Genomic DNA, 23,158 nt, shown 5'->3' with positions numbered 1-23,158 from the left:
ATGCTTTGACGCGCGCACTGTGACCGCGATGATTGGGCCTGCCTTCGATCAATAAGTGGCCGCAGGCTCTAGAACGCCGCTCGGTAGATCTTCTCGATATCGATGGCGCTCAATTTGCGTGGATTGTTGCGCATCAGGCGCTCGATCCCCGCGGCTTCCACGGCCATGGCCGGGATCGCGTCCTCCGGGACACCGAAGCTGCGCAGGCCCGCCGGGATTTCTACTGCGGCGCACAACTCGGTCATCGCCTCCACGGCTTTGTCCGCCGCTTCGTTGGCGCTCAGGTGAGCGGTTTTCACGCCCATGGCCTCGGCAATATCCTGCATGCGCTCGACGCAGGCCATTTTGTTCCAGGTCATGACATACGGCAGCAGCAGGGCGTTGCTGACGCCGTGGGCGATGTTGAAACGCCCGCCCAGCGGATACGCCAGCGCATGCACCGCGCCGACCCCGGCATTACCGAAGGCCATGCCGGCCATCAGGCTGGCGGTGGCCATGTCTTCCCGGGCTTGCAGGTTGGACGGGTTGGCGTAGGCCTTGGGCAATGCATTGGCGATCAGTTTGATGGCGCCGATGGCCAAGGCGTCGGTAATCGGTGAGGCATTCAGCGACAGGTAGGATTCGATGGCATGCACCAGCGCGTCGACGCCACTGGCGGCGGTGACACTGCGCGGACAGGTCAGGGTCATTTGTGGACTGACCAGCGCCACGTCCGGCAATAGATAGTCGCTGACAATGCCCTTCTTCAGCTGCGCGACCTTGTCGGAGAGGATCGCCACGTTGGTCACCTCCGAACCGGTGCCGGCCGTGGTCGGGATGGCGATCAGCGGCGGGCCTTTGCGTGGGACCTGATCGACGCCGAACAAATCCTCCAGCGCACCGTGGTAACCGGCGTAGGCCGCGACGCTTTTGGCGATGTCGATTGCACTGCCGCCGCCAAGACCAATCAGACCGTCGTGCCCGCCCTCGCGGTAAACCCGCATGCAGTCTTCGACGATGGCGATTTCCGGGTCTGGCAGCACACGGTCGAAAATCTCGTAGGTCCGATCACCCAACTGCGCCAGCGCCAGCTCGACCGTGCCGGACTTGACCAGGGCAGCGTCGGTGACGATCAGCGGGTTGTCGACATCCAGGCGGGTGAGTTCGGCGGCCAGTTGCTCGATGGCACCTGCGCCGGTGATCAGTTTGTGAGCGATTTTGAAAGAGGAAAGACTCATCGTGCGCAGCCTCTTATAAGTAGGGGAGCTGGGCACAATAGTAGCTGGGGATTGGGGTTTGTCTGCTATTCAGGCTGTGAATGACCAAACATGGGAATATCACAAATCTGATGTAGGAGCGAAGCTTGCTCGCGAAGGGGCCATGTCAGTCAACATTGATGCTGAATGTTATGGCCTCTTCGCGAGCAAGCTTCGCTCCTACAAAATCAAAAGCTAATCAGACCTGGGCGGTGCGCAGTTTTTCGCTGCGGCCACGCAACCATTCCAGGGTCAGCAACAGGATCACCGAGAAAGCGATCAGCAGCGTCGCGGCGGCAGCAATGGTCGGGCTGAGGTTTTCGCGGATACCGCTGAACATCTGCCGAGGCAAGGTCGCTTGCTCGGGACCGGCAAGGAACAGCGTCACCACCACTTCATCGAACGACGTCGCGAAGGCAAACAGCGCACCGGAGATCACACCCGGCGCAATCAGTGGCAACGTCACCCGGCGGAACGCAGTCAGCGGCGAAGCCCCCAGACTGGCAGCGGCGCGCACCAGGTTGTGGTTAAACCCCTGCAAGGTGGCCGACACGGTAATGATCACAAACGGCACACCCAATACCGCATGCACCACGATCAGCGAGAAGAAGCTGTTGCCCAGCCCTAGCGGCGCAAAAAACAGATAACTCGCCACACCGATGATCACCACCGGCACCACCATCGGCGAAATCACCAGGGCCATCACCAGTGCCTTGCCCGGGAAATCGCCCCGCGTCAGGCCGATCGCCGCCAGCGTCCCGAAGATCATTGCCAGCACCGTCGCCGCCGGGGCAACGATGATGCTGTTCTTCAGGGCGCGCATCCATTCCGCCGAGGCGAAGAAGTCCTGATACCAGTGCAGCGAGAAGCCTTGCAGCGGATACACCAGGAAGCTGCCCGAGTTGAACGACAGCGGAATGATCACCAGCACCGGCAGAATCAGGAACAACAGAATCAGGCCGCAGAGAATCCGCAAGCTGTAGAACCACACCCGTTCGATGGGCGACATATAAGGACTCAGCATTTCATTCTCCCCTTAGCTCAGGCGCAGGCGACTGGCGCCCACCAGCCAGCTGTAAATCAGATAAAGCACCACGGTCGCCAACAGCAGCAGCCCACCGAGTGCGGTCGCCATGCCCCAGTTGATACTGGTGTTGGTGTAGAAGGCGACGAAGTAGCTGACCATCTGATCGTTCGGGCTGCCCAGCAATGCCGGGGTGATGTAGTAGCCGATGGCGAGGATGAACACCAACAGGCAACCGGCGCCGACACCGGCATAGGTCTGCGGGAAGTACACCCGCCAGAAACTGGCGAACGGGTGGCAGCCGAGGGAAATCGCGGCGCGCATGTAGGTGGGCGAGATGCCTTTCATCACGCTGTAGATCGGCAGAATCATGAACGGCAGCAGGATGTGCACCATCGAGATGTAAACCCCAGTGCGGTTGAACACCAGCTCCAGCGGTTTATCGATGATGCCCATGGCCATCAGGCCACTGTTTATAAGCCCGCCGGATTGCAGCAACACGATCCACGCGGCAACCCGCACCAGGATCGAGGTCCAGAACGGCAGCAGCACCAGAATCATCAGCAAGTTGCTTTGGCGTGACGGCAGGTTCGCCAGCAAGTAAGCCAACGGATACGCCAGCAACAGGCAGATCACGGTGATGATCAGGCCCATCCAGAACGTGCGGGCGAAGATGTCGAGATAGATCGCCTGGTCAGGGGTGGCCGGGGCGACTTCGCCAAGGTCGTCGATGCGGTGATCGACCGCCGCCAGCAGGTAGTACGGCGTGATGCTGCTGGTGTTGCGGCGCACCGCTTGCCAATAGGCCGGGTCGCCCCAGCGTTCGTCGAGGCCTTCCAGTGCTTCTTTATAGGAGGTCGGTTCGGTGGCGAACGGCAAGGCGCGGGCGGTTTTGGTCAGCAGGCTGCGGTAGCCGGCCAACTCCATGTTCAAGCGCTTGGACAGATCGCCCAGGGTCTGATTCTTGCGGGCTTCAGCGAGGTCTTCGCTGGCTGCCTTGTAAACCGGTTCAGCGGGCAGGCCTCGGCCGTCCCAACTGGCGATGGCCGCCACGGTGCGCGGCATGCCGCCGACCACTTCCGGGTTACCAACGCTTTTGTAGAGCAGCGCCACGATCGGCACCAGGAACACCAGCAACAGAAACAGCACCAGGGGCGCGATCAAGGCCTGAGCCTTCCAGCGGTTGATCCGCTCGGCGTGCTTGAGCCGCTGCTTCAAGGTGGGGTCAGTGCCCGCGTTCAGGGGAATGGCGGTGGCCATGGCGTACTCCGGAAATCTTTGATCGTTACAGAGGCGGCATTCCGTGACCGCAAGGCCACCTCTGTTCTTGATAACTACACATCACCCCCGTAGGAGCGAAGCTTGCTCGCGAAGGCGGCGCGTCAGTCAACATTGATGTTGAATGTGCTGACGTCTTCGCGGGCAAGCCTCGCTCCTACAAGAGTGGATAAGCCCACGGGGTGGTCTTATTTGGCAGCCCAGGAATTGAAGCGCTGCTCCAGTTGCTCGCCGTTGTCAGCCCAGAAGCTGACGTCGATCTGCACCTGGTTGGCGATGTTTTCCGGGGTGGTCGGCATGTCTTTCAGGACGTCCTTGGACAGCAACGGTACGGCCTGGATGTTGGCCGGGCCGTAAGCGATGTTTTCCGAGTAGGTTTTCTGCTGCTGCGGAGCCACCGAGAACGCGATGAATTTCTTCGCTGCTTCGGCGCGCTTGGCGTCCAGACCTTTCGGAATAGCCCATGCGTCGAAGTCGTAGATGCCGCCGTTCCACACGACTTTCAGGTTGCTTTCTTTCTGCACGGCGGCGATTCGGCCGTTGTAGGCCGAGCTCATGACCACGTCACCGGACGCGAGGTATTGCGGCGGTTGTGCGCCGGCTTCCCACCACTGAATGCTTGGTTTGAGTTCATCAAGCTTCTTGAACGCACGGTCCTGACCGTCCTTGCCGGCCAGCACTTTGTAGACGTCTTTCGGCGCAACGCCGTCGGCCATCAGTGCGAACTCCAGGGTGTACTTGGCGCCTTTACGCAGGCCGCGCTTGCCCGGGAATTTCTTGGTGTCCCAGAAATCCACCCAACTGGTCGGTGCGGAGGCCAGCTTGTCGGCGTTGTAGGCCAACACGGTCGACCACACGAAGAAACCTACGCCGCAGGGCTGGATCGCGCCTTTGACGTAATCTTCGGATTTGCCGAACAGCGCAGGATCGAGTTGCTCGAACATGTCTTCGTCGCAACCGCGAGACAGTTCCGGGGATTCAACTTCCACCAGGTCCCAAGACACGCTCTTGGTGTCGACCATGGCTTTGACCTTGGCCATCTCACCGTTGTATTCGCCCGCCACGATCTTGCCGTTGCCTGCCGCTTCCCACGGTGCGTAGAAGGCTTTGACCTGCGCCGCCTTGTTCGCCCCGCCAAAGGACACCACGGTCAAATCCGGGCCCGCCGCCATCGCGTGTGCCGCACCGATCATGCCGATGACCAGGGCGCTGAATTTCAGGGATCTCAACATTTATTGTTCTCTCCACGTGCAGGGTTGGTGTTGTTGAAGCAGGGGGGCGATCAATGCGCCTCTAGAAGTGGATCGAGCGCGCGAACGTGTTCGACCTGCCAGCCAAGCGGTACCACGTCGCCAACCGCCAGCTCAGGATCGAGCTCGGCAATCGGTTGTTTCACAAAGAAATCGGTCTTGCCGCAGACTTCCAGGCGAACCCGGACGTGGTCGCCCAGGTAGATGAATTCCGCTACCCGCCCTGAGAAGCGGTTGACGCAGGACTCGCTTGAACCATTGAGGCTCACGCGTTCCGGGCGAATCGACAGCGTGACGGGCTCGCCGGTCTTGCCGACATTGACCGCCAGGGCTTCAACCTTTTCACCGCGACCGAGTTCGACGATGCAGCGGTCGCCGGTCTGGCTGTGCAAGCGGCCATTGAGGCGGTTGTTCTCGCCGATGAAATTGGCGACGAAGGTGTTTTTCGGCTCTTCATAGAGGGTGCGCGGCGCAGCGATCTGCTGGATCTCGCCCTGGTGGAACACCGCCACACGGTCGGACATGGTCAGGGCTTCACCCTGGTCGTGGGTCACGTAGACCACAGTCACGCCAAGGCGTTGGTGCAGGTGTTTGATTTCCATCTGCATGTGTTCGCGCAGTTGTTTGTCCAGTGCACCGAGGGGTTCGTCCATCAGCACCAGTTGCGGTTCGAACACCAACGCCCGGGCCAGGGCCACACGCTGTTGCTGACCGCCGGACAGTTGCGCCGGGTAGCGCTGGGCGAAGGCGTCGAGCTGAACCATGCTCAGGACTTTTTTGACCTTGTCGCTGACGTCGCTCTTGTTCAAGCCGCGCACGGTCAGCGGGAACGCCAAGTTCTCTGCGACGGTCATGTGCGGGAACAGTGCGTAGTTCTGGAACACCATGCCGATGTCACGCTTGTGCGGCGGCACGTTGTTGATGGAGCGTCCGTTCAGCTGGATTTCGCCAGCGGTGGGCGTTTCGAAACCGGCGAGCATCATCAGACTGGTGGTCTTGCCGGAACCCGACGGCCCGAGCAAGGTGAGGAATTCGCCTTTGCGAATCTCCAGGTTGAGGTCTTTGACGATCAGGTTCTCGCCGTCGTAGCTTTTTTGCACTCCACGAAAGCTGACCAGAATATCGCTGGCCCCTGCGTTTGAATCGACCTGGCTCATACCCACACCTTTTTTGTTGATGACTGCTGTGGAGTAAGCCTAGTGGACGCTGCCGACCACGCAAATCGGGGCGCAGGAGAGAATCGCCTCAGTCGGATGGAAGGTTGGGGGTAGGGATTGCCCTACACGGATGGCGCGTTTTGGCAAACGCAGCGACAAGCTGTCAGCTACAAGCCACAAGAACAGACAAAAGCAGCTTGTCGGGCATGTCGCAAATGGACATGGCGACACGGTCCCTGCAGGAGCGAGCGGTGCGGCGATCCGACTTGCCCGCGAAGGCGATCTCACTGGCGCTAAAAGCTTCGCGGGCAAGTCGGATCGCCGCACCGCTCGCTCCTACAGGGGATCGCGTTCAGATTCAGAGAAGTTTGTGTTCCATGGCGTACTTCACCAGTTCAGCCAGGGAGGTGATGTTGAGTTTCTGCATCAGCCGCGCCTTGTGGGTGCTGATGGTTTTGCTGCTCAAGGCGAGTTGCTGGGCGATGTCGTTGACGTTGGCGCCCTGGGCCAGGCGTTCGAACACCGAGAACTCGCGCTCCGAGAGCAATGAATGCAAAGGCCGCGAATCGGTCAGGCCGACTTCGAAGACCATACGGTCGGCCAGGTCCGGATCGATGTAACGACCGCCCGCCGCGACCTTGCGGATCGCCGTCAGCAGCAGTGCCGGATCGCTGTCCTTGGTCGCGTAACCCGCAGCGCCGACCTTCAGCGCCCGGGCGGCCATTTGCGCTTCGTCGTGCATCGACAGCACCAGGATGGCCGGCGGATTGTTCAGCGCGCGAATCCGCGGGATCGCTTCCAGGCCATTGACGCCCGGCATGGAGATATCCAGCAACACCACTTCGCAGGGTACATGCCGCAGGGTTTCGAGCAACTGCTCGCCATTGCTCGCCTCCCCTACTACCAGCAAGTCCTTGGCTAGGCCAATCAATTGCTTGATGCCTTCACGGACGATGGTGTGGTCTTCAGCTACCAGTACACGGATCACAGACTTCTCCATTCTTTTTATGTAAGAGCCAAGATCTATCGCGGGCAAGCCCGCTCCCACAGGTTTTTGTGTTGTTCACACTATCCCTGTGGGAGCGAGCCTGCTCGCGATGGCGTCAGTACAGACAACACACATGTTTCAGGCTTCACTCACCGGCACTCGCACACTCAACGTCGTGCCCTCCCCCGGCTCACTCTCAAGCGACAACCGCCCACCCATGATCAACACCCGCTCACGCATGCCCACCACGCCAAACGACGTCGGCCGACCCGTGGCGGGGACAAATCCTACGCCATCATCGCTGACCGTCAGACACAACTCGTCGCCTTCCAGCGCCAATGTCAGTTCGACAGTATGCGCCTGGGCATGCCGCATGACATTGGTCAGGGCTTCTTGAAGGATTCGGAACAGCCCAATGGCCTTGGCATCACTGAGCACCGGCAGATTCTCCGGCACCTGCACCAGACACGGAATCTGCGTGCGCGCCTCGAAGCGCCGGGCCTGCCACTCGATGGCCGAGGCGATCCCGGCATCGAGAATCGGTGGCCGCAACGCGGTCGCCACATCGCGCACCAACTGGAACAGCTGCGCAATCAGGCGTTTCATGCTGTTCAAGCGCTCATTCAGACCGGGGTCGAGGTGCGCGTAGGCCAATTCGCACATGGAGGTTTCCAGCTTGAGCACGGTCAACATCTGACCCAACTCGTCGTGAACTTCCCGGGCGATGCGCGCTTTTTCCTCTTCCCGCACGCTCTCCAGGTGAGCGGACAACTCTCGCAGTTGCTCGCGAGAACTGGCCAGTTCCAGTTCGATGCGCTTGCTCTCGCTGATGTCCCAGACAATCCCGTCCCAGACATAGGCGCCGTCTTCGAGCCGTCGGGTGATGGCCTTGATCTCGGCCCAGCGCTGTTCGCCCGAACGGGTGAGAATCCGTCCCTGCCACGACCAGTCACTGTCGGTATCCAGCGCATGGTCCTGGGTTTGGTGATAACTGGCCTTGTCGTCCGGATGCACCAGGCTGCGCAGGCCTTTGTCACGATGGGCCAGGGTCGCCGGCGAGTAACCCACCAGACTCTCGCTGCCTTCACTGATGTAGGCAAAGTCGATCTGCCCTGTCACCGGCGCCCGTTCCAGGCGAAAGACCAATCCCGGAACGTTGGCGGCAATTCCCTGCAACCGCGCTTCACTTTCCTGCAACGCCGCCAGGGCGCGACGACGTTCAGTGACGTCGTTGAGGTAGACCACCAGGTATTCGCCACCGCGAAAGCGCATAAAGCTCAACGAAACATCGGTCGGCAGGATGCTGTCATCCGCTCGTACACAGTTGGTTTCGAAACTTTGCGGTCCCTCTTCGCTGGCCCGGGCGCGCTTCCACAGGTTCAGCCAGCGGTCCATGTGCAGGCCCGGCTCGAAGTCGATCAACGGCCGATCCATGATTCCACCGGCCGGATAACCAAGCATGGTTTCAGCCGCGCGGTTGGCGTAGCGCACGTGGCTGTCCCAGTTGACCCAGAGGATGCCGACAGTGCTCTGATCGATGGAAAACTGCGTCAGACGCAACGCCTCTTCACTGGCCTCGCGCAGGGCAATGTCCTCGCGCGCCGCCAATAGACGCTGCTCCAGACTGTGCTGCTGGCGGCGTTGCCAGAACACGATGGCCATGCTGCTCAGCATCAACACCGCCATCAGCAGGCAGAGGTTTTGCCAGAAGCCCGGGGACTCGGTCAGGCGCGGGTACTTGGGTTGCAGCCATTGGTTGTGCAGTTGCTCCAGGTCCTTGGCCGGGATCGCCCGCAGCGCGCTTTCGACGATGCGAGCCAGTTCCGGCTGGTCCCGCCGCGTGGCCACACGCAGCAATTGCGGCAGGCCGATGTCGCCGACCACGACCAGCCCGGCGAACTCCGGCTCCACGGATAAACGTCCCAACTGCGCTTCATCGACCACGGCGTAACCGGCCTGCTGACTCAGCAACAGCTGCAATGCCTGACGCTCGATCGGCACGCCTTGGAGGTTCAGATGGGGATAGTTGCCGCGCAGATAGTCGGCCGTCGCACTGGGCATGCGCACAGCGACGCGGGTTTGGCTGTCGAGTTTTTCCAGCTCCACGACACCGGTGCTTTTCTGGTCGCTGACCACCAGTTGCGGCACCCGCATGTAGGGGTCGGAGAATTGCCAAAGCCGCAGGCCGGCGGGGGTTTGGGTCAGCCCGGGGGCGATGTCGATTTCACCCTCGCGCGCGGCGGCTTCCAGTTGCGCAAGGTCAGGGAAATTACGCCAGTTCAGCTCGACCTTGAGGGCCTTGGCCAGCCATTTCATCAACTCGACATTAACCCCCGACAGGCGCTGCAAGCGGCGATCGTATTGTGCGTACGGCGCCTGCAACACCAGCCCCACGCGCAATTCGCCGTGCGCTGCCAGCCACTGTTGTTGCTTGGGCGACAATTGCGCGACGTGCGCCGTTGGCGCGGACGCCGCCCAACTCATCAAGGGAAACCACAAACAGCCGATAACCCACAGGCAGCGAAAACGCATCATCGAAGTCTCACACACTGACAAACACTGACCAACCCATTAGGCTGCCGGAATAACTTCTGGCCTGGAATATCCGATGCCCCCTGTCTACCGCCTGGCACTGCCAGCATTGTGCCTGTCGCTGATCCTGCCTTGCGCCTTTTCCGTCGAGGCGGCCGACCCGGCACCTGCCGCTGCGGAAAAACCCGCAGAAGAGAAACCGGTCGAACGCCAGCCACTGCTTGAGCGTAGTCAGGAAGAAGCGACAGCACTTGAGCGACAAATCCCTGCGCAGGAACAGCAACAACTGCAAGCCGGTGCCGACACCTTTCTGGCTTTGTGGAAACCTGCCAATACCGCCGAGCCCAAAGGCGCGGTGATTATCATCCCGGGCGCCGGCGAAACCGTTGACTGGCCGCAAGCAATCGGCCCGTTGCGCAATAAATTGCCCGACGCGAAGTGGAGCAGCCTGAGTATCACCTTGCCGGACGTGCAAAGCGATGCCATCGCGCCACGCGTCATGGAAATGCCGCCAACGCTCAAGGCGCCGGAAACCGGCAGCAAGGACTCGACCACGGCAGCCCCCATCGAGCAAGCGGCCGGTGGTGAAGCGGAAGTTGCCGACAAGGCCATCGCCGAAACTACCGAGGAGCAAGCCAAGGCCAACGCCGAGCGCATCTTTGCTCGCATTGATGCGGCCATTGCCTATGCCGAACAGCAAAGCGCTCGCAGCATTGTGGTATTGGGGCATGGCACCGGTGCTTATTGGGCCGCGCGTTATCTGAGCGAGAAGCAGCCGTCGCAAGTGGAGAAGTTTGTGATGGTGGCGGTGCAGACGCCCGTCGCGGCGAAACCCGAGCTGGCGCAATTGACGCCAACGTTGAAGCTGCCGACCGTCGATATTTTCTATAAAGATAAGCCGCTGGATCGCAACGCAGCACTTGAGCGGATGCAGGCCAGCAAGCGGTTGAAGACTTCGGCGTTCAGCCAGGTTTCGCTCAAGGCGTTGCTCGGTAATGCCAAGGCTGAGCAAGAGCAGTTGGTGCGCAGGGTGCGCGGGTGGTTGAACCCGCAGAGTGCGGCGGACTGATAGACCGCGTCGCGCCATTCGCGGGCAAGCCACGCTCCCACAGGATTCGAGTCGTACGCAATTTTTGCTACCGACACGAAATCTGTGGGAGCGGGCTTGCCCGCGATAAGGGACTTACAGGCAACACATCACTGCTTGCTACCGAAAATCCCGCCGCTCACGAATCAACGTGTAGGCCGTATGCAGTTCGCGAGTCTTGTCAGTCGCCTCACGCACCTGCAACGCCGTCGCCCCGCTGCCGGCAATCTTGTCCGGGTGATGGCGACTCAGCAGGCGTCGATAGGCACGCTTGATCTGCGCCGGCTCGCTGGTCGCCGACACCCCCAAAAGCCGCAAGGCCTCCTGATAAGTCAACGCACTGCTGACGGGCGGCCGCAGATGCGGCTCATAGTCCGCCGCCAGCGCTTGAACCTGATGTCGCGTCCAGCCCAGCCACTTGCCCCATTGCGCAATCAGTTCACGCTCGGCATTGCCCGCGCGGCCATCGGCCCAGACCATCCGCCAACAGGCGCGCAGCACACCTTCCGCTGCATGTGGCTGAGCGCTCAGGCGTCGCAGATAGCCGCGCAGCCGGTCGTTGCCTGACTTGCCGCGATTGAATGCAGAAATCGCCCGACGCTTTGCCGGCTCGGTCATTTCCAGCGCGTGCATTTCCTGACGCGCCTGCTGGATATGACCCTCCCCCACTCGCCCATCGCTCTTGGCCAGCCGTCCCAGCAACACAAACAAAAGCTCATCGTTGCGCAGCATCGGACGACCGCCGAGCCTTTCACGCAAATGCCCCCAGCTTTGCAGGTGCAAGCGCCGATCCAGCGCCTGGCCCAACAAAGCGCCGAGCATGGCCCCCGGAATGCTGGCTATGGCAAAGCCCGCTCCGGCTCCAATCAGAGTCCCTGGCCACAACATGTCAGCGTCTCGCTTCTATCAGAGTTTCAACTTCAGCCAGGCGTTCGTGCGTGCCGACATCCACCCAGTGCCCGTTCAGACGTTCGCCGGTGACCTGTCCATCGGCCATGGCTTTACGCAGCAACGGTGCCAGTTTGAAGGCGCCGGCCGAGCAACCGTCGAACAATTGCGGATGCAACACGGCAATGCCGCTGTAGGTCAGGGTGACGGTGTCCGGCTGACCGTCGCGCACTTGCCCGTCGACCAGCGTGAAATCGCCGGTCGGGTGATGGGCCGGGTTATCCGCCAGCACCAGATGCGCCAACCCGGCAATGGGTTGATGCAGCACGCTGAAGTCGTAGTCAGTCCAGATGTCACCATTGACCACCAGGAAAGCCTCATCGCCCAGCAACGGCAACGCACGGAAGATCCCGCCACCGGTTTCCAGTGGCTCACCTTCTGGCGAGTACTGAATACGCACGCCGTATTGCGAACCGTCACCCAGGTAACTTTCGATCTGCTGACCGAGCCAGGCGTGATTGATCACGATCTCGGTAAACCCGGCGATCGCCAGGGCTTTCAAGTGGTACTCGATCAGAGGTACACCGCCGGCACGAACCAGCGGTTTTGGTGTGGTCAGGGTCAGCGGACGCATGCGCTCGCCTTTGCCAGCGGCCAGAATCATCGCCTTCATGCATTGGCTCCAGCACGCAGACTCAGCAGCAACACGTCCAGCTCAGCCAGTTCAGGACGGCGGGCGACCACCGCTTCTATATAAGCGAAGAAACGCGGCACATCGGCCAGGTAACGCGGTTTGCCGTCGCGATGGCAGATACGGGCGAAAATGCCGATCACTTTCAGGTGACGCTGCACGCCCATCAGGTCGCTGGCCCGCAGGAAGTCTTCAAAATCTGGCTGCACGGGAATATCGAGCGCACCCGCTTGCTGCCAGTAATCCTCCAGCCAGGCACGCACACGTTCCTCGGGCCAACTGAGGAAGGCGTCCTTGAACAGGCAGGTCACGTCATAGGTCACTGGGCCATAGACCGCGTCCTGGAAATCCAGCACGCCGGGGTTCGGTTCGCTGAGCATCAGGTTGCGTGGCATGTAGTCGCGATGCACCAGCACTTTTGGCTGGGCCAAGGCGCTGTCGATCAGCAGTTCGGTCACGTTCTGCCAGAGCGTTTGCTGCGCCGAGTCGAACTCGATGCCCAGCTCGCGTTTCACGTACCACTCAGGGAACAGCTCCAGCTCGCGACGCAGCAATGCCACGTCATAACTCGGCAACGGCGCGACCATCGGCAATTGCTGAAAAGCCAGCAAGGCTTGCAGGGCATCCTTGAACAAATCGTCGGCATTTTTGCTGTCGATCACGTCCAGATAAGTCTTGTTGCCCAGGTCATTGAGCAAAAGAAAACCGCGTTCGAGGTCTTCGGCATAAATTTTCGGCACATTTATTCCGGATTTCGCCAGCAAAAAAGCGATATCCACGAAGGGTTTGCAGTTTTCCTGGGGCGGTGGCGCGTCCATCACGACGAAGCTACGGCCCTCGCCTTCCCATCGGAAATAGCGTCGAAAACTCGCATCACTACTGGCCGCAGTCAACGTGGCCGGGGGTACAGCGCCCCAGCCTTGTTCTGCAAAGAGGGTTGCCAACTGCTCATCGAGCCAAACTTTCAGGTGTTGCAAACGTACATCTTGGTCAGGCATTGCAAGGGTCTCCGACGGCGCTAGCCGTCAAGCGGGGCATGCTTTATTATCCAGCATCTTTTTCAGACCATCGAGAGGCGTGCGGCCCACACCGCGGGCAGATGGCACGCAGGAAGCCCGGACTAATAAGATGGCATTGAAATCCCCCGCGTTTCGTAAAAAATTTCCGTTGTTGGTTACCGGCAGTCTGCTGGCCCTGCAACCTCTAGCCACTTCATTCGTGGTCGCCGCGGAACAGTATGACTGCTCAGTCTCTGCTTCGGGTGCCTGGGACTGTGCGCCAAAAGCGCCAGCGGCGGCATTGCCACCGCGTCCCGTCCATGACGGCAGCGCAGTTTCCGCCACCGGCGAACCTGCGACCGAGAATGGCACCACTGAAGACACCGGCGCCAAGCCTGTGCTGGTTACCGAGTCCAAAGGCCGCGGCCTGAAGTCGCGTAGTGCAGACTACAGTCACCTCGACTGGGTTCCGCGCGAGAACCTCACGGCGGCGCAACTGGCCGAGACCGGTCCTTACTGCTCTGGTTCCTATATCGAACCAATTCGTCCTGGCATGAATGACAAGACGGATAAAAGTGACGCACCGACCTTTATCGGCGCGAAAGCCTCCCGCTATAAGCAGGAAGAGCAAGTCGCGACCCTGGCCGGTGACGTCGTCATGCGTCAGGGCAGCATGCAGGTCGAAGCCGACGAAGCGAACCTTTACCAGGCCGAGAGCCGTGGCGAACTGAGCGGTAACGTGCGCATTCGTGACAACGGCGCGCTGATCGTGGGCGACCACGCCGACGTGCAGCTCGATACCGGTGAAGCCAAGGTCGATAACGCTGAATACGTGATGCACAAATCCCGTATCCGCGGTAACGCGCTGTACGCCAAACGTGCCGAAAACGCGATCATCCGCCTCAAGGATGGTACGTACACCACGTGCGAACCGAACAGCAACGCCTGGCAGCTCAAGGGCAACAACATCACCTTGAACCCGGCGACCGGCTTCGGTACCGCGACCAACGTGACACTGCGAGTCAAGGACATTCCTGTCCTGTACACGCCGTACATCTATTTCCCGATCGATGACCGTCGCCAGTCCGGCTTCCTGCCGCCGACTATTGGCACGGGCAGCGATACCGGCTTCATGCTGGTGACCCCGTACTACTTCAACCTGGCGCCGAATTACGATGCCACGTTGTATCCGCGTTACATGGCCAAGCATGGCTTGCTGATGGAAGGCGAATTCCGCTACCTGACCAAGTCCAGTGAAGGTCAGTTCGGCGCCGCGTACCTCAACGACGAGGACACCGATCGCAGCAAGCAGAGCGACTACCAGAAAAACCGCTACATGTATAACTGGCAGCACAAGGGCGGGCTGGATTCAAGAGTCTTCACGAAGGTCGATTACACCAAGATCAGCGATCCGTTTTACTTCCAGGATCTGGAGACAGATCAGATCGGTGTGAAAAGCGCTGACTACGTGAACCAGCAGGGCTCCGTCACCTATCGTGGCGACAGCTATACCGCAATGATCAATGCCCAGTCCTATCAGTTGGCGACCATTTCCAACATCACGCCATATGATCGTTTGCCGCAGATCACCTTTAATGGGGCCTTGCCTTATCATCCGGGCGGGCTGGATCTCGATTACACCACCGAAATCGTGCGGTTCGACCGGGATCTCAGAGACGGCAGATCTCTCGACGAAGACGGCGGACCGATCAATGCCGACGGTACTGTCGGGACGGCTCGACTTGATACCAACGTATTTGGCCTCGCCCGTGCCAACGGTACTCGCCTGAATGTCGCTCCTGTCGTCAGCTATCCAATGAATGCGAGCTGGGGCTTCCTGAAGCCTTCGCTGAAGTATCAATACACTCAGTACGACCTGGAGCTCGACGGCAAGGGCAAATCTGACATTGCCCTTCAGGGACCGGAAGGTGACCGCCTCAACGGTACCTTCGGCAGCAACCAGAATCGCGGTGTGCCAATCGCCAGCATCGACAGCGGCCTGTACTTCGACCGCAATACGACATGGTTTGGCAAAAACTATCGGCAGACCCTGGAACCTCGTCTGTACTACCTCTACGTACCAGAGAAAGACCAGACCGACATTCCGGTGTTTGATACCGGCGAATACACCTTTAACTACTCGTCGCTGTTCCGCGACAACCGATTCTCCGGGTCCGACCGTGTCGGCGACGAGAACAAGCTGTCTCTGGGCATCACCAGTCGCTGGATTGAAGACAACGGTTTCGAGCGTCAAACCCTCAGCGTCGGTCAGGCCTTGTATTTGAAGGACCGTGAAGTCCAGCTGCCAGGCATCGATGCAAAGACCCGCGACGATGCGCACTCCAATGTGTCGCCATATGCTCTGGAATACGCCTACCGTTTCAACCGCGACTGGCGAGCCACCGCTGACTACAACTGGGACCCGGACAGCCGTAGCCCGCGTTCGGGTAGCGCGATGTTCCACTACCAGCCTGAAGATAATCCGAACAAGATCATCAACGCCGGCTATCGCTATCGCAACGACCAGGTCCGTTACGACCAGACCACCGGCAAATGGTCGGTGGGCGGTGGTGACTACGGCGCCCCGGGCGACCCTAACTATGTGAAGGACTACTACAAAATCCAACAGCACGACTTCTCGGTAATGTGGCCGATCGTGCCGCAATGGAACCTCATCAGCCGCTGGCAGTATGACTACAACCGTAACCGTACCCTGGAAGCCTTCGGTGGTTTCGAGTACGACAACTGCTGCTGGAAACTGCGCTTGATCAACCGCTACTTCGTCGATTACGACGAATTCAGCCAAGACGCTCCGCAAAACGAAAAAGGCGACCATGGCGTCTTCCTACAAATCGTTCTGAAGGGACTCGGCGGCCTTACCGGCGCCAAAGTAGAGAGTTTCCTCGACAAAGGCATTCAAGGTTATCGTGCACGTGAAGACCAAGCTTTCTGATTGTCTGCGCCCGCTAGTGCTGGGCGTGCTGTTCCTGGGTACTGCGGCGAACGCCGCGGTACAGTCCATCGATAAAGTGGTGGCCATTGTCGACAACGACGTGGTCATGCAGAGCCAACTGGACCAGCGCGTTCATGAAGTTCAGCAAACCATCGCCAAGCGCGGCTCAGCGGTACCGCCGGCTGGCGTGCTGGATCAGCAGGTGCTTGAGCGCTTGATCGTCGAAAACCTGCAACTGCAGATCGGCGAGCGTTCAGGCATCCGCATTACCGATGAAGAACTGAACCAGGCTGTCGGCACCATTGCCCAGCGCAATAACATGTCGATTGAACAATTCCGTGCCGCCCTGACTCGCGACGGCCTCTCTTACGAGGATGCCCGGGAGCAGATCCGCCGCGAAATGATCATCAGCCGTGTGCGTCAGCGTCGTGTGGCCGAACGCATCCAAGTGTCCGAACAGGAAGTGAAGAACTTCCTGGCTTCCGACCTCGGGAAAATGCAACTGTCCGAAGAGTTCCGTCTGGCCAACATCCTGATTCCTACGCCGGAAAGCGCCAACTCCGACGCGATTCAGAATGCTGCCAGACAAGCGGACGCGGTCTACCAGCAGCTCAAGCAAGGCGCTGACTTCGGTCAGTTGGCAATCGCCAAATCCGCCAGCGAAACCGCACTGGAAGGCGGCGACATGGGCTGGCGTAAAGCCGCTCAATTGCCACCTCCGTTCGATCGCATGCTGAGCACCATGACCGTTGGCGACATTACCCAGCCAATGCGCACGCCGGGCGGCTTCATTATCCTGAAGATCCTCGACAAGCGTGGCGGCGAGACCCAGACGCGTGACGAAGTGCACGTGCGTCATATCCTGGTCAAACCGAGCCCGATCCGCGACGAAGCAAAAACCAAAGCCCTGGCTGAATCGCTCTACACCCGAATCGAAGCGGGCGAAGATTTCAGCGAACTGGCGAAAAGCTTCTCCGAAGATCCGGGTTCCGCCCTCAACGGTGGCGACCTGAACTGGATCGACCCGAACGCATTGGTACCCGAGTTCCGCGAAGTGATGGCCAAGACCCCGCAAGGTCAGCTGTCCAAGCCATTCCAGACCCAATACGGCTGGCACGTTCTGGAAGTCCTTGGCCGTCGCGCCACCGACAGCACCAACCAGGCCCGTGAGCAGCAAGCGATGACCGTACTGCGTAACCGCAAATACGACGAAGAGCTGCAAACCTGGCTGCGTCAGATCCGTGACGAAGCGTACGTAGAGATCAAACTCCCTGGTGCAGACCAGGCAACACAGTGAAACCCAAGCGTTTCGCGCTGACACCCGGCGAACCAGCCGGCATAGGTCCTGACCTGTGCCTGCTGCTCGCCTCGCAAGCCCAGCCACACCCCCTGATTGCCATTACCAGCCGCGACCTGCTCCTTGAGCGGGCCGCGCAATTGGGCGTGGTCGTCGATTTGCTCCCGGTTGCGCCGGACAGCTGGCCGGATGTTTCGGCACCCGCCAACAGCCTGTATGTCTGGGATACCCCGCTGAATGCACCGGTCACCGCCGGGCAACTGGACAAGGCCAATGCGGCGTTCGTCCTGGAAACCCTGACCCGTGCGGGCCAAGGCTGCCTCGACGGGCATTTCGCCGGCATGATCACCGCCCCTGTGCACAAGGGCGTGATCAATGAATCCGGAATTGCCTTCTCCGGGCACACCGAATTTCTCGCTGACCTGACCCATACCGCGCAAGTGGTGATGATGCTTGCCACCCGCGGCTTGCGCGTGGCGCTGGTCACTACCCACCTGCCACTTCGGGAGATTGCCGACGCGATCACGCCGGAGCGTCTGGAACGGGTCACACGCATTCTGCACGCAGACCTGCAACAAAAGTTCGGCATCGCCCAGCCACGCATCCTGGTTTGCGGACTAAACCCGCACGCCGGTGAAGGCGGACACCTGGGCCATGAAGAAATCGACATCATCGAACCTACATTAGAGCGCCTGCGCGGTGAGGGCATGGACCTTCGTGGCCCCCTGCCCGCCGACACTCTGTTTACCCCCAAATATCTGGAGCACTGCGACGCGGTGCTGGCGATGTACCACGACCAGGGCCTGCCTGTACTGAAATACAAAGGCTTCGGCGCGGCAGTCAACGTGACCCTGGGCTTGCCGATCATCCGCACGTCGGTCGACCATGGCACTGCCCTGGATCTGGCCGGCAGCGGCAGAATCGACACCGGCAGCCTGCAAGTCGCCCTGGAAACCGCCTACCAGATGGCCGAGACCCGTTTATGACCGAGCATTACCAACACCGGGCGCGCAAGCGCTTCGGCCAGAACTTTCTGCACGATGCTGGCGTTATCGACCGCATCCTGCGCTCCATCCACGCCAAGCCCGAAGACCGCCTGCTGGAAATCGGCCCGGGCCAGGGTGCATTGACCCAAGGCCTGCTGGGCAGCGGCGCGCAACTGGACGTGGTGGAGTTGGACAAAGACCTGATACCGATCCTCAATCAGCAGTTTGCCGGCAAGAGCAACTTCAACTTGCATCAGGGTGACGCGCTGAAGTTCGACTTCAACAGCCTGAACGCAGCACCGGGCACCCTTCGGGTCGTCGGTAACCTGCCGTACAACATCTCTACGCCGCTGATTTTTCACTTGCTGCATAACGCCAGCCTGATTCGCGACATGCACTTCATGCTGCAAAAGGAAGTGGTCGAGCGCATGGCGGCCGGTCCTGGCGGCGGTGACTGGGGTCGCCTGTCGATCATGGTTCAGTATCACTGCCGGGTTGAGCATCTGTTCAACGTTGGCCCGGGCGCGTTCAATCCGCCTCCGAAAGTCGATTCGGCCATCGTGCGCCTGGTGCCACACGCGGTGCTGCCGCACCCGGCCAAGGATCACAAGTTGCTGGAACGTGTCGTGCGCGAAGCCTTCAACCAGCGCCGCAAGACTCTGCGCAACACCCTCAAATTGCTGCTGAGCAATGACGAAATAACCGCCGCCGGTGTCGACGGCAGCCTTCGTCCAGAGCAGCTCGACCTCGCCGCTTTCGTGCGCCTGGCCGACAAGCTCAGCGAACAAGTCCCGCACACACCCGCCGTCGACTGACAGGCGACGAGCGTGATCGGGTAGGACACCAGCGCCCATGTCTGGTTTACTACCCGATACTTGGCCTAGACTGAGTTCAATCAGCTACGCCCCGCGTCCCGCTTCGTTTCTAAGGCCTCTTGCATGTCCGATCCTCGTTATCAGGTCGACGTCAGCGTCGTCACCCGCTATCTGGCAGAACAATCGCAACCCGAGCACAACCGCTTTGCCTTCGCCTACACCATTACCGTGCACAACAATGGCGAGCTACCAGCCAAACTGCTGTCGCGGCACTGGGTGATCACCGATGGCGACGGGCATGTCGAGGAGGTTCGTGGCGCAGGCGTCGTGGGTTTGCAGCCGTTGATCCAGGTCGGCGACATCCACACCTACAGCAGTGGCACGGTCATGACGACCAAGGTCGGCACCATGCAGGGCACTTATGAGATGGTTGCCGACGACGGCAAACACTTCGACGCCATCATCGCTCCATTCCGCCTTGCGGTGCCCGGAGCCCTGCACTGATGGCGACTTACGCCGTCGGCGACCTTCAAGGCTGCCTTGAGCCGCTGCAATGCCTGCTCAAACAAGTCGCCTTCGACCCCGCAAGGGATCGTCTGTGGCTGGTGGGCGATCTGGTCAACCGTGGCCCGCAGTCGCTCGCAACCTTGCGCTTCCTCTATAGCGTTCGCGAATCGCTGGTGTGCGTGCTCGGCAACCATGACCTGCACTTGCTGGCGGCCGGGCAGAACATCGAACGCCTGAAGAAAGCCGACACCCTGCGCGAGATTCTTGACGCACCCGATCGCCCGGAACTGCTGGAGTGGATGCGTCAGCAAAAGCTCATGCACTACGACGAACAGCGCAACGTTGCCCTGGTCCACGCCGGCATCCCGCCACAGTGGTCGCTGCGCAAAGCCTTGAAATGCGCAGCAGAAGTCGAAGAAGCCTTGCGCGACGACAACCGCTTCCCGGCCTACCTTGACGGCATGTACGGCAACGAACCAGTGAAATGGGACAACGACCTCAAAGGCGTGACCCGCCTGCGCGTGATCACCAACTACTTCACCCGCATGCGTTTCTGTACCAGCGAGGGCAAACTCGACCTCAAGGGCAAGGAAGGCATCGATACTGCCCCGCCAGGCTATGCGCCGTGGTTCAAGCACAAGGATCGCAAGACCAAGGGCCTGAAGATCATCTTCGGCCACTGGGCGGCGCTCGAAGGCCAGTGTGACGAGCCAGACGTCTTCGCACTCGACACCGGGTGTGTCTGGGGCGGCTCCATGACCCTGATGAATGTCGACACCGGTGAACGCCTGCTGTGCAAATGCGACGAACATGGCAACGCCTTACCGCCAGTCGCCCCCGCCATCCCCGAACAAACGTCAGCCAGCGCCCAGCGCTAGACTGCGCTTTCAGCCGAGCCACAGGAGCCCGCCATGAGCGAATTCAAACGCATCCCCCCAGAACAGGCACAGGCCCTGCGCGAACAAGGCGCAGTGGTGGTCGATGTCCGCGATCCTGCTACCTATGCCGCGCTGCACATCAGCGGCTCGAAGCATCTGGACAATCATTCTCTGCATGCCTTCATTCAGGCTGCCGATCTGGATGCACCCACCGTGGTGGTCTGCTATCACGGCAATTCCAGCCAGGGCGCCGCCGCTTACCTGATCAGCCAAGGCTTCTCCGACGTGTACAGCATGGATGGCGGTTTTGAGCTGTGGCGTACGACTTATCCTGCGGAAACGGCGCAAGGCACGTCCGAATAATTTTTTTGTAACGTGCAAGCCCCGGCCCCCGCGGGCTCGCGCGGTGGCAGACGAACGGTCTGCCACAACTAATTACGTATCTCGCCTTTACCTCCCGAATTCCCAACTATCCTTAAGCGCAGGCCATCCAAAACAGGGGAGAGCCGGTACACCGGCGCGCGGGTCATCGGGAGTAGCTTTCGGGGTAGTCAGCTCCGAAAGAGTTCTGGGGGGTAAACAGCAACTGCATATCCGGTTGCTGCCAGCATCGACTGAATGATCCGGCGTCGGCTCCACGTATCGAGCGAGGTGACGTCATGAGTATCTTTAGCCACTTCCAACAACGCTTCGAGTCCACACGCCAGGAAGAACTCTCGCTGCAAGAGTATCTTGAGCTGTGCAAAAGTGACCGAAGCGCCTACGCCTCCGCCGCCGAGCGTCTATTGCTGGCCATCGGAGAACCGGAGCTGCTCGACACCTCGACCAATTCGAGACTGTCGCGAATCTTCTCCAACAAGGTGATCCGCCGTTATCCGGCCTTTGAAGACTTCCACGGGATGGAAGAATGCATTGACCAGATCGTGTCGTATTTCCGCCATGCCGCTCAGGGCCTGGAAGAGAAGAAACAAATCCTCTATCTGCTCGGCCCCGTCGGTGGCGGTAAGTCGTCCCTGGCCGAGAAGCTGAAACAGCTGATCGAGAAAGTGCCCTTCTACGCCATCAAGGGCTCGCCGGTATTCGAGTCGCCGCTGGGTCTGTTCAACGCCACCGAAGATGGCGCGATCCTCGAAGAAGACTTCGGTATTCCGCGGCGCTACCTCAATACCATCATGTCGCCATGGGCCACCAAGCGCCTGGCCGAGTTCGGCGGCGACATCAGCCAGTTCCGCGTGGTGAAACTCTATCCGTCGATCCTCAATCAGATCGCGGTGGCCAAGACCGAACCAGGCGATGAAAACAACCAGGACATCTCGGCGCTGGTGGGTAAGGTTGATATTCGCAAACTGGAGGAGTACCCACAGAACGACGCCGATGCCTACAGCTATTCGGGCGCGCTGTGCCGGGCCAACCAGGGCCTGATGGAATTCGTCGAAATGTTCAAGGCGCCGATCAAGGTGCTGCACCCATTGCTGACCGCTACTCAAGAAGGTAACTACAACAGTACCGAAGGCCTGGGGGCGATTCCGTTTACCGGGATTCTGCTGGCTCACTCCAACGAATCGGAATGGCACACCTTCCGCAACAACAAGAACAACGAAGCTTTCATCGACCGGATCTACATCGTCAAAGTGCCGTACTGCCTGCGGGTCAGCGACGAAGTGAAGATCTACGACAAGCTTCTGTTCAACAGCTCCCTGGCCAAGGCCCACTGCGCACCCGACACCCTGAAAATGCTTGCCCAGTTCACCGTGCTCTCTCGCCTCAAGGAGCCGGAAAACTCTAACATCTACTCCAAGATGCGTGTGTATGACGGCGAGAACCTCAAGGACACCGACCCGAAAGCCAAGTCGATCCAGGAATACCGCGACAACGCCGGTGTAGACGAAGGCATGAACGGTCTGTCGACCCGGTTTGCGTTCAAGATCCTGTCGAAGGTCTTCAACTTTGATCCGCACGAGATCGCCGCCAACCCGGTGCACTTGCTCTATGTGCTGGAACAACAGATCGAACAGGAACAATTCCAGGCCGAGACCCGCGAACGGTATCTGCGCTTCCTCAAGGAGTACCTGGCACCGCGTTATATCGAATTCATCGGCAAGGAGATCCAGACTGCCTACCTCGAGTCTTACAGCGAGTACGGCCAGAACATCTTCGATCGATACGTGCTGTACGCCGACTTCTGGATTCAGGATCAGGAGTACCGCGATCCGGAAACCGGCGAAATCCTCAACCGCGTCGCGCTGAACGAAGAGCTTGAGAAAATCGAGAAACCGGCCGGCATCAGCAATCCGAAGGATTTCCGCAACGAAATCGTCAACTTCGTCTTGCGCGCCCGGGCCAACAACAATGGCAAGAACCCGACCTGGCTCAGCTACGAAAAACTGCGGGTGGTTATCGAGAAGAAAATGTTCTCCAACACCGAGGACCTCCTGCCGGTCATCAGCTTCAATGCCAAGGCCAGCAAAGAGGACCAGCAGAAGCACAACGACTTCGTCACACGGATGGTCGAGCGGGGCTACACCGACAAACAGGTACGGCTTCTTTCCGAATGGTACCTACGGGTCCGGAAATCGCAGTGAAGCAGCTGCAAG

At 59.8% G+C, this 23,158-nt stretch carries 19 protein-coding genes; 9 read left to right on the top strand and 10 right to left on the bottom strand.

Annotation, left to right across the window (positions count from 1 at the left end; all coding sequences use genetic code 11):
• Positions 1–68: 68 nt before the first annotated feature.
• The 7 genes from ACYZT6_RS30180 to ACYZT6_RS30150 all read right to left on the bottom strand — a co-directional run bounded on the left by ACYZT6_RS30180 (position 69) and on the right by ACYZT6_RS30150 (position 9,467).
• On the bottom strand, positions 69–1,217 hold the full coding sequence (locus ACYZT6_RS30180; protein WP_462029793.1) for an iron-containing alcohol dehydrogenase: 1,149 nt from the start codon (positions 1,215–1,217) through the stop codon (positions 69–71).
• 217 nt (positions 1,218–1,434) lie between these two features.
• On the bottom strand, positions 1,435–2,259 hold the full coding sequence (locus ACYZT6_RS30175; RefSeq protein ID WP_064119279.1) for an ABC transporter permease: 825 nt from the start codon (positions 2,257–2,259) through the stop codon (positions 1,435–1,437).
• 12 nt (positions 2,260–2,271) lie between these two features.
• Entirely contained in the window at positions 2,272–3,519 is a 1,248-nt protein-coding gene (locus ACYZT6_RS30170) for an ABC transporter permease (RefSeq protein ID WP_462029792.1), read from the bottom strand.
• A 206-nt stretch (positions 3,520–3,725) separates the two neighbouring features.
• Positions 3,726–4,769, bottom strand: coding sequence for an ABC transporter substrate-binding protein (locus ACYZT6_RS30165; RefSeq protein ID WP_462029791.1), 1,044 nt, complete (start codon positions 4,767–4,769; stop codon positions 3,726–3,728).
• A gap of 50 nt (positions 4,770–4,819) precedes the next feature.
• On the bottom strand, positions 4,820–5,944 hold the full coding sequence (locus ACYZT6_RS30160) for an ABC transporter ATP-binding protein (RefSeq protein ID WP_462029790.1): 1,125 nt from the start codon (positions 5,942–5,944) through the stop codon (positions 4,820–4,822).
• A gap of 358 nt (positions 5,945–6,302) precedes the next feature.
• The gene (locus ACYZT6_RS30155) at positions 6,303–6,944 is read right to left on the bottom strand and encodes a response regulator (protein ID WP_185753083.1); all 642 of its coding nucleotides are present in this window, start codon (positions 6,942–6,944) and stop codon (positions 6,303–6,305) included.
• A gap of 126 nt (positions 6,945–7,070) precedes the next feature.
• The gene (locus tag ACYZT6_RS30150; RefSeq protein ID WP_462029789.1) at positions 7,071–9,467 is read right to left on the bottom strand and encodes a PAS domain-containing sensor histidine kinase; all 2,397 of its coding nucleotides are present in this window, start codon (positions 9,465–9,467) and stop codon (positions 7,071–7,073) included.
• A gap of 73 nt (positions 9,468–9,540) precedes the next feature.
• On the opposite strand from ACYZT6_RS30150, the gene ACYZT6_RS30145 reads away from it, so the two are divergent.
• Positions 9,541–10,533, top strand: a complete 993-nt coding sequence (locus tag ACYZT6_RS30145; protein WP_462029788.1) for an alpha/beta hydrolase family protein — start codon at positions 9,541–9,543, stop codon at positions 10,531–10,533.
• Positions 10,534–10,671: 138 nt separating this feature from the next.
• On the opposite strand, the gene ACYZT6_RS30140 is transcribed toward ACYZT6_RS30145, so the two are convergent.
• Genes ACYZT6_RS30140 through ACYZT6_RS30130 form a run of 3 tightly spaced genes read right to left on the bottom strand, consistent with a single transcriptional unit; the run spans position 10,672 to position 13,128 of the window.
• Positions 10,672–11,439, bottom strand: a complete 768-nt coding sequence (locus ACYZT6_RS30140; protein ID WP_462029787.1) for a TerB family tellurite resistance protein — start codon at positions 11,437–11,439, stop codon at positions 10,672–10,674.
• A gap of 1 nt (position 11,440) precedes the next feature.
• Positions 11,441–12,112 (bottom strand): N-acetylmuramate alpha-1-phosphate uridylyltransferase MurU, encoded by a 672-nt coding sequence (gene murU / locus ACYZT6_RS30135; protein WP_462029786.1) that lies wholly within the window; start codon positions 12,110–12,112, stop codon positions 11,441–11,443.
• Positions 12,109–13,128 (bottom strand): aminoglycoside phosphotransferase family protein, encoded by a 1,020-nt coding sequence (locus ACYZT6_RS30130; protein WP_462029785.1) that lies wholly within the window; start codon positions 13,126–13,128, stop codon positions 12,109–12,111. The genes murU and ACYZT6_RS30130 overlap by 4 nt, the downstream gene beginning before the upstream one ends.
• Positions 13,129–13,258: 130 nt before the next feature.
• Between ACYZT6_RS30130 and ACYZT6_RS30125 the strand changes: the two genes are divergently transcribed.
• From ACYZT6_RS30125 to ACYZT6_RS30090, 8 genes are all read left to right on the top strand, one after another.
• Entirely contained in the window at positions 13,259–16,081 is a 2,823-nt protein-coding gene (locus ACYZT6_RS30125) for an LPS-assembly protein LptD (RefSeq protein ID WP_462029784.1), read from the top strand.
• Positions 16,062–17,378, top strand: coding sequence for a peptidylprolyl isomerase SurA (gene surA, locus ACYZT6_RS30120; protein WP_462029783.1), 1,317 nt, complete (start codon positions 16,062–16,064; stop codon positions 17,376–17,378). Before ACYZT6_RS30125 ends, surA begins: the two co-directional genes overlap by 20 nt.
• Positions 17,375–18,364, top strand: a complete 990-nt coding sequence (gene pdxA, locus ACYZT6_RS30115; RefSeq protein ID WP_462029782.1) for a 4-hydroxythreonine-4-phosphate dehydrogenase PdxA — start codon at positions 17,375–17,377, stop codon at positions 18,362–18,364. Before surA ends, pdxA begins: the two co-directional genes overlap by 4 nt.
• Complete coding sequence (rsmA, locus tag ACYZT6_RS30110; RefSeq protein WP_462029781.1) at positions 18,361–19,179, top strand: 16S rRNA (adenine(1518)-N(6)/adenine(1519)-N(6))-dimethyltransferase RsmA; 819 nt, start codon at positions 18,361–18,363, stop codon at positions 19,177–19,179. The genes pdxA and rsmA overlap by 4 nt, the downstream gene beginning before the upstream one ends.
• 123 nt (positions 19,180–19,302) lie before the next feature.
• Positions 19,303–19,683, top strand: coding sequence for a Co2+/Mg2+ efflux protein ApaG (gene apaG / locus ACYZT6_RS30105; protein WP_462029780.1), 381 nt, complete (start codon positions 19,303–19,305; stop codon positions 19,681–19,683).
• Complete coding sequence (locus ACYZT6_RS30100; protein ID WP_462029779.1) at positions 19,683–20,564, top strand: symmetrical bis(5'-nucleosyl)-tetraphosphatase; 882 nt, start codon at positions 19,683–19,685, stop codon at positions 20,562–20,564. Before apaG ends, ACYZT6_RS30100 begins: the two co-directional genes overlap by 1 nt.
• 33 nt (positions 20,565–20,597) lie before the next feature.
• Positions 20,598–20,927, top strand: a complete 330-nt coding sequence (glpE, locus tag ACYZT6_RS30095) for a thiosulfate sulfurtransferase GlpE (protein ID WP_010467161.1) — start codon at positions 20,598–20,600, stop codon at positions 20,925–20,927.
• A gap of 296 nt (positions 20,928–21,223) precedes the next feature.
• Positions 21,224–23,146 carry a PrkA family serine protein kinase gene (locus ACYZT6_RS30090; RefSeq protein ID WP_461955985.1) on the top strand — a complete coding sequence of 641 codons (1,923 nt, stop codon included), beginning with the start codon at positions 21,224–21,226 and terminating at the stop codon, positions 23,144–23,146.
• Positions 23,147–23,158: the final 12 nt, after the last annotated feature.

The sequence above is a fragment of the Pseudomonas sp. RT6P73 genome (assembly GCF_054897715.1).
Note: the sequence above shows the minus strand (reverse complement) of the source record. Positions and strands in the feature narration are given on the sequence as shown.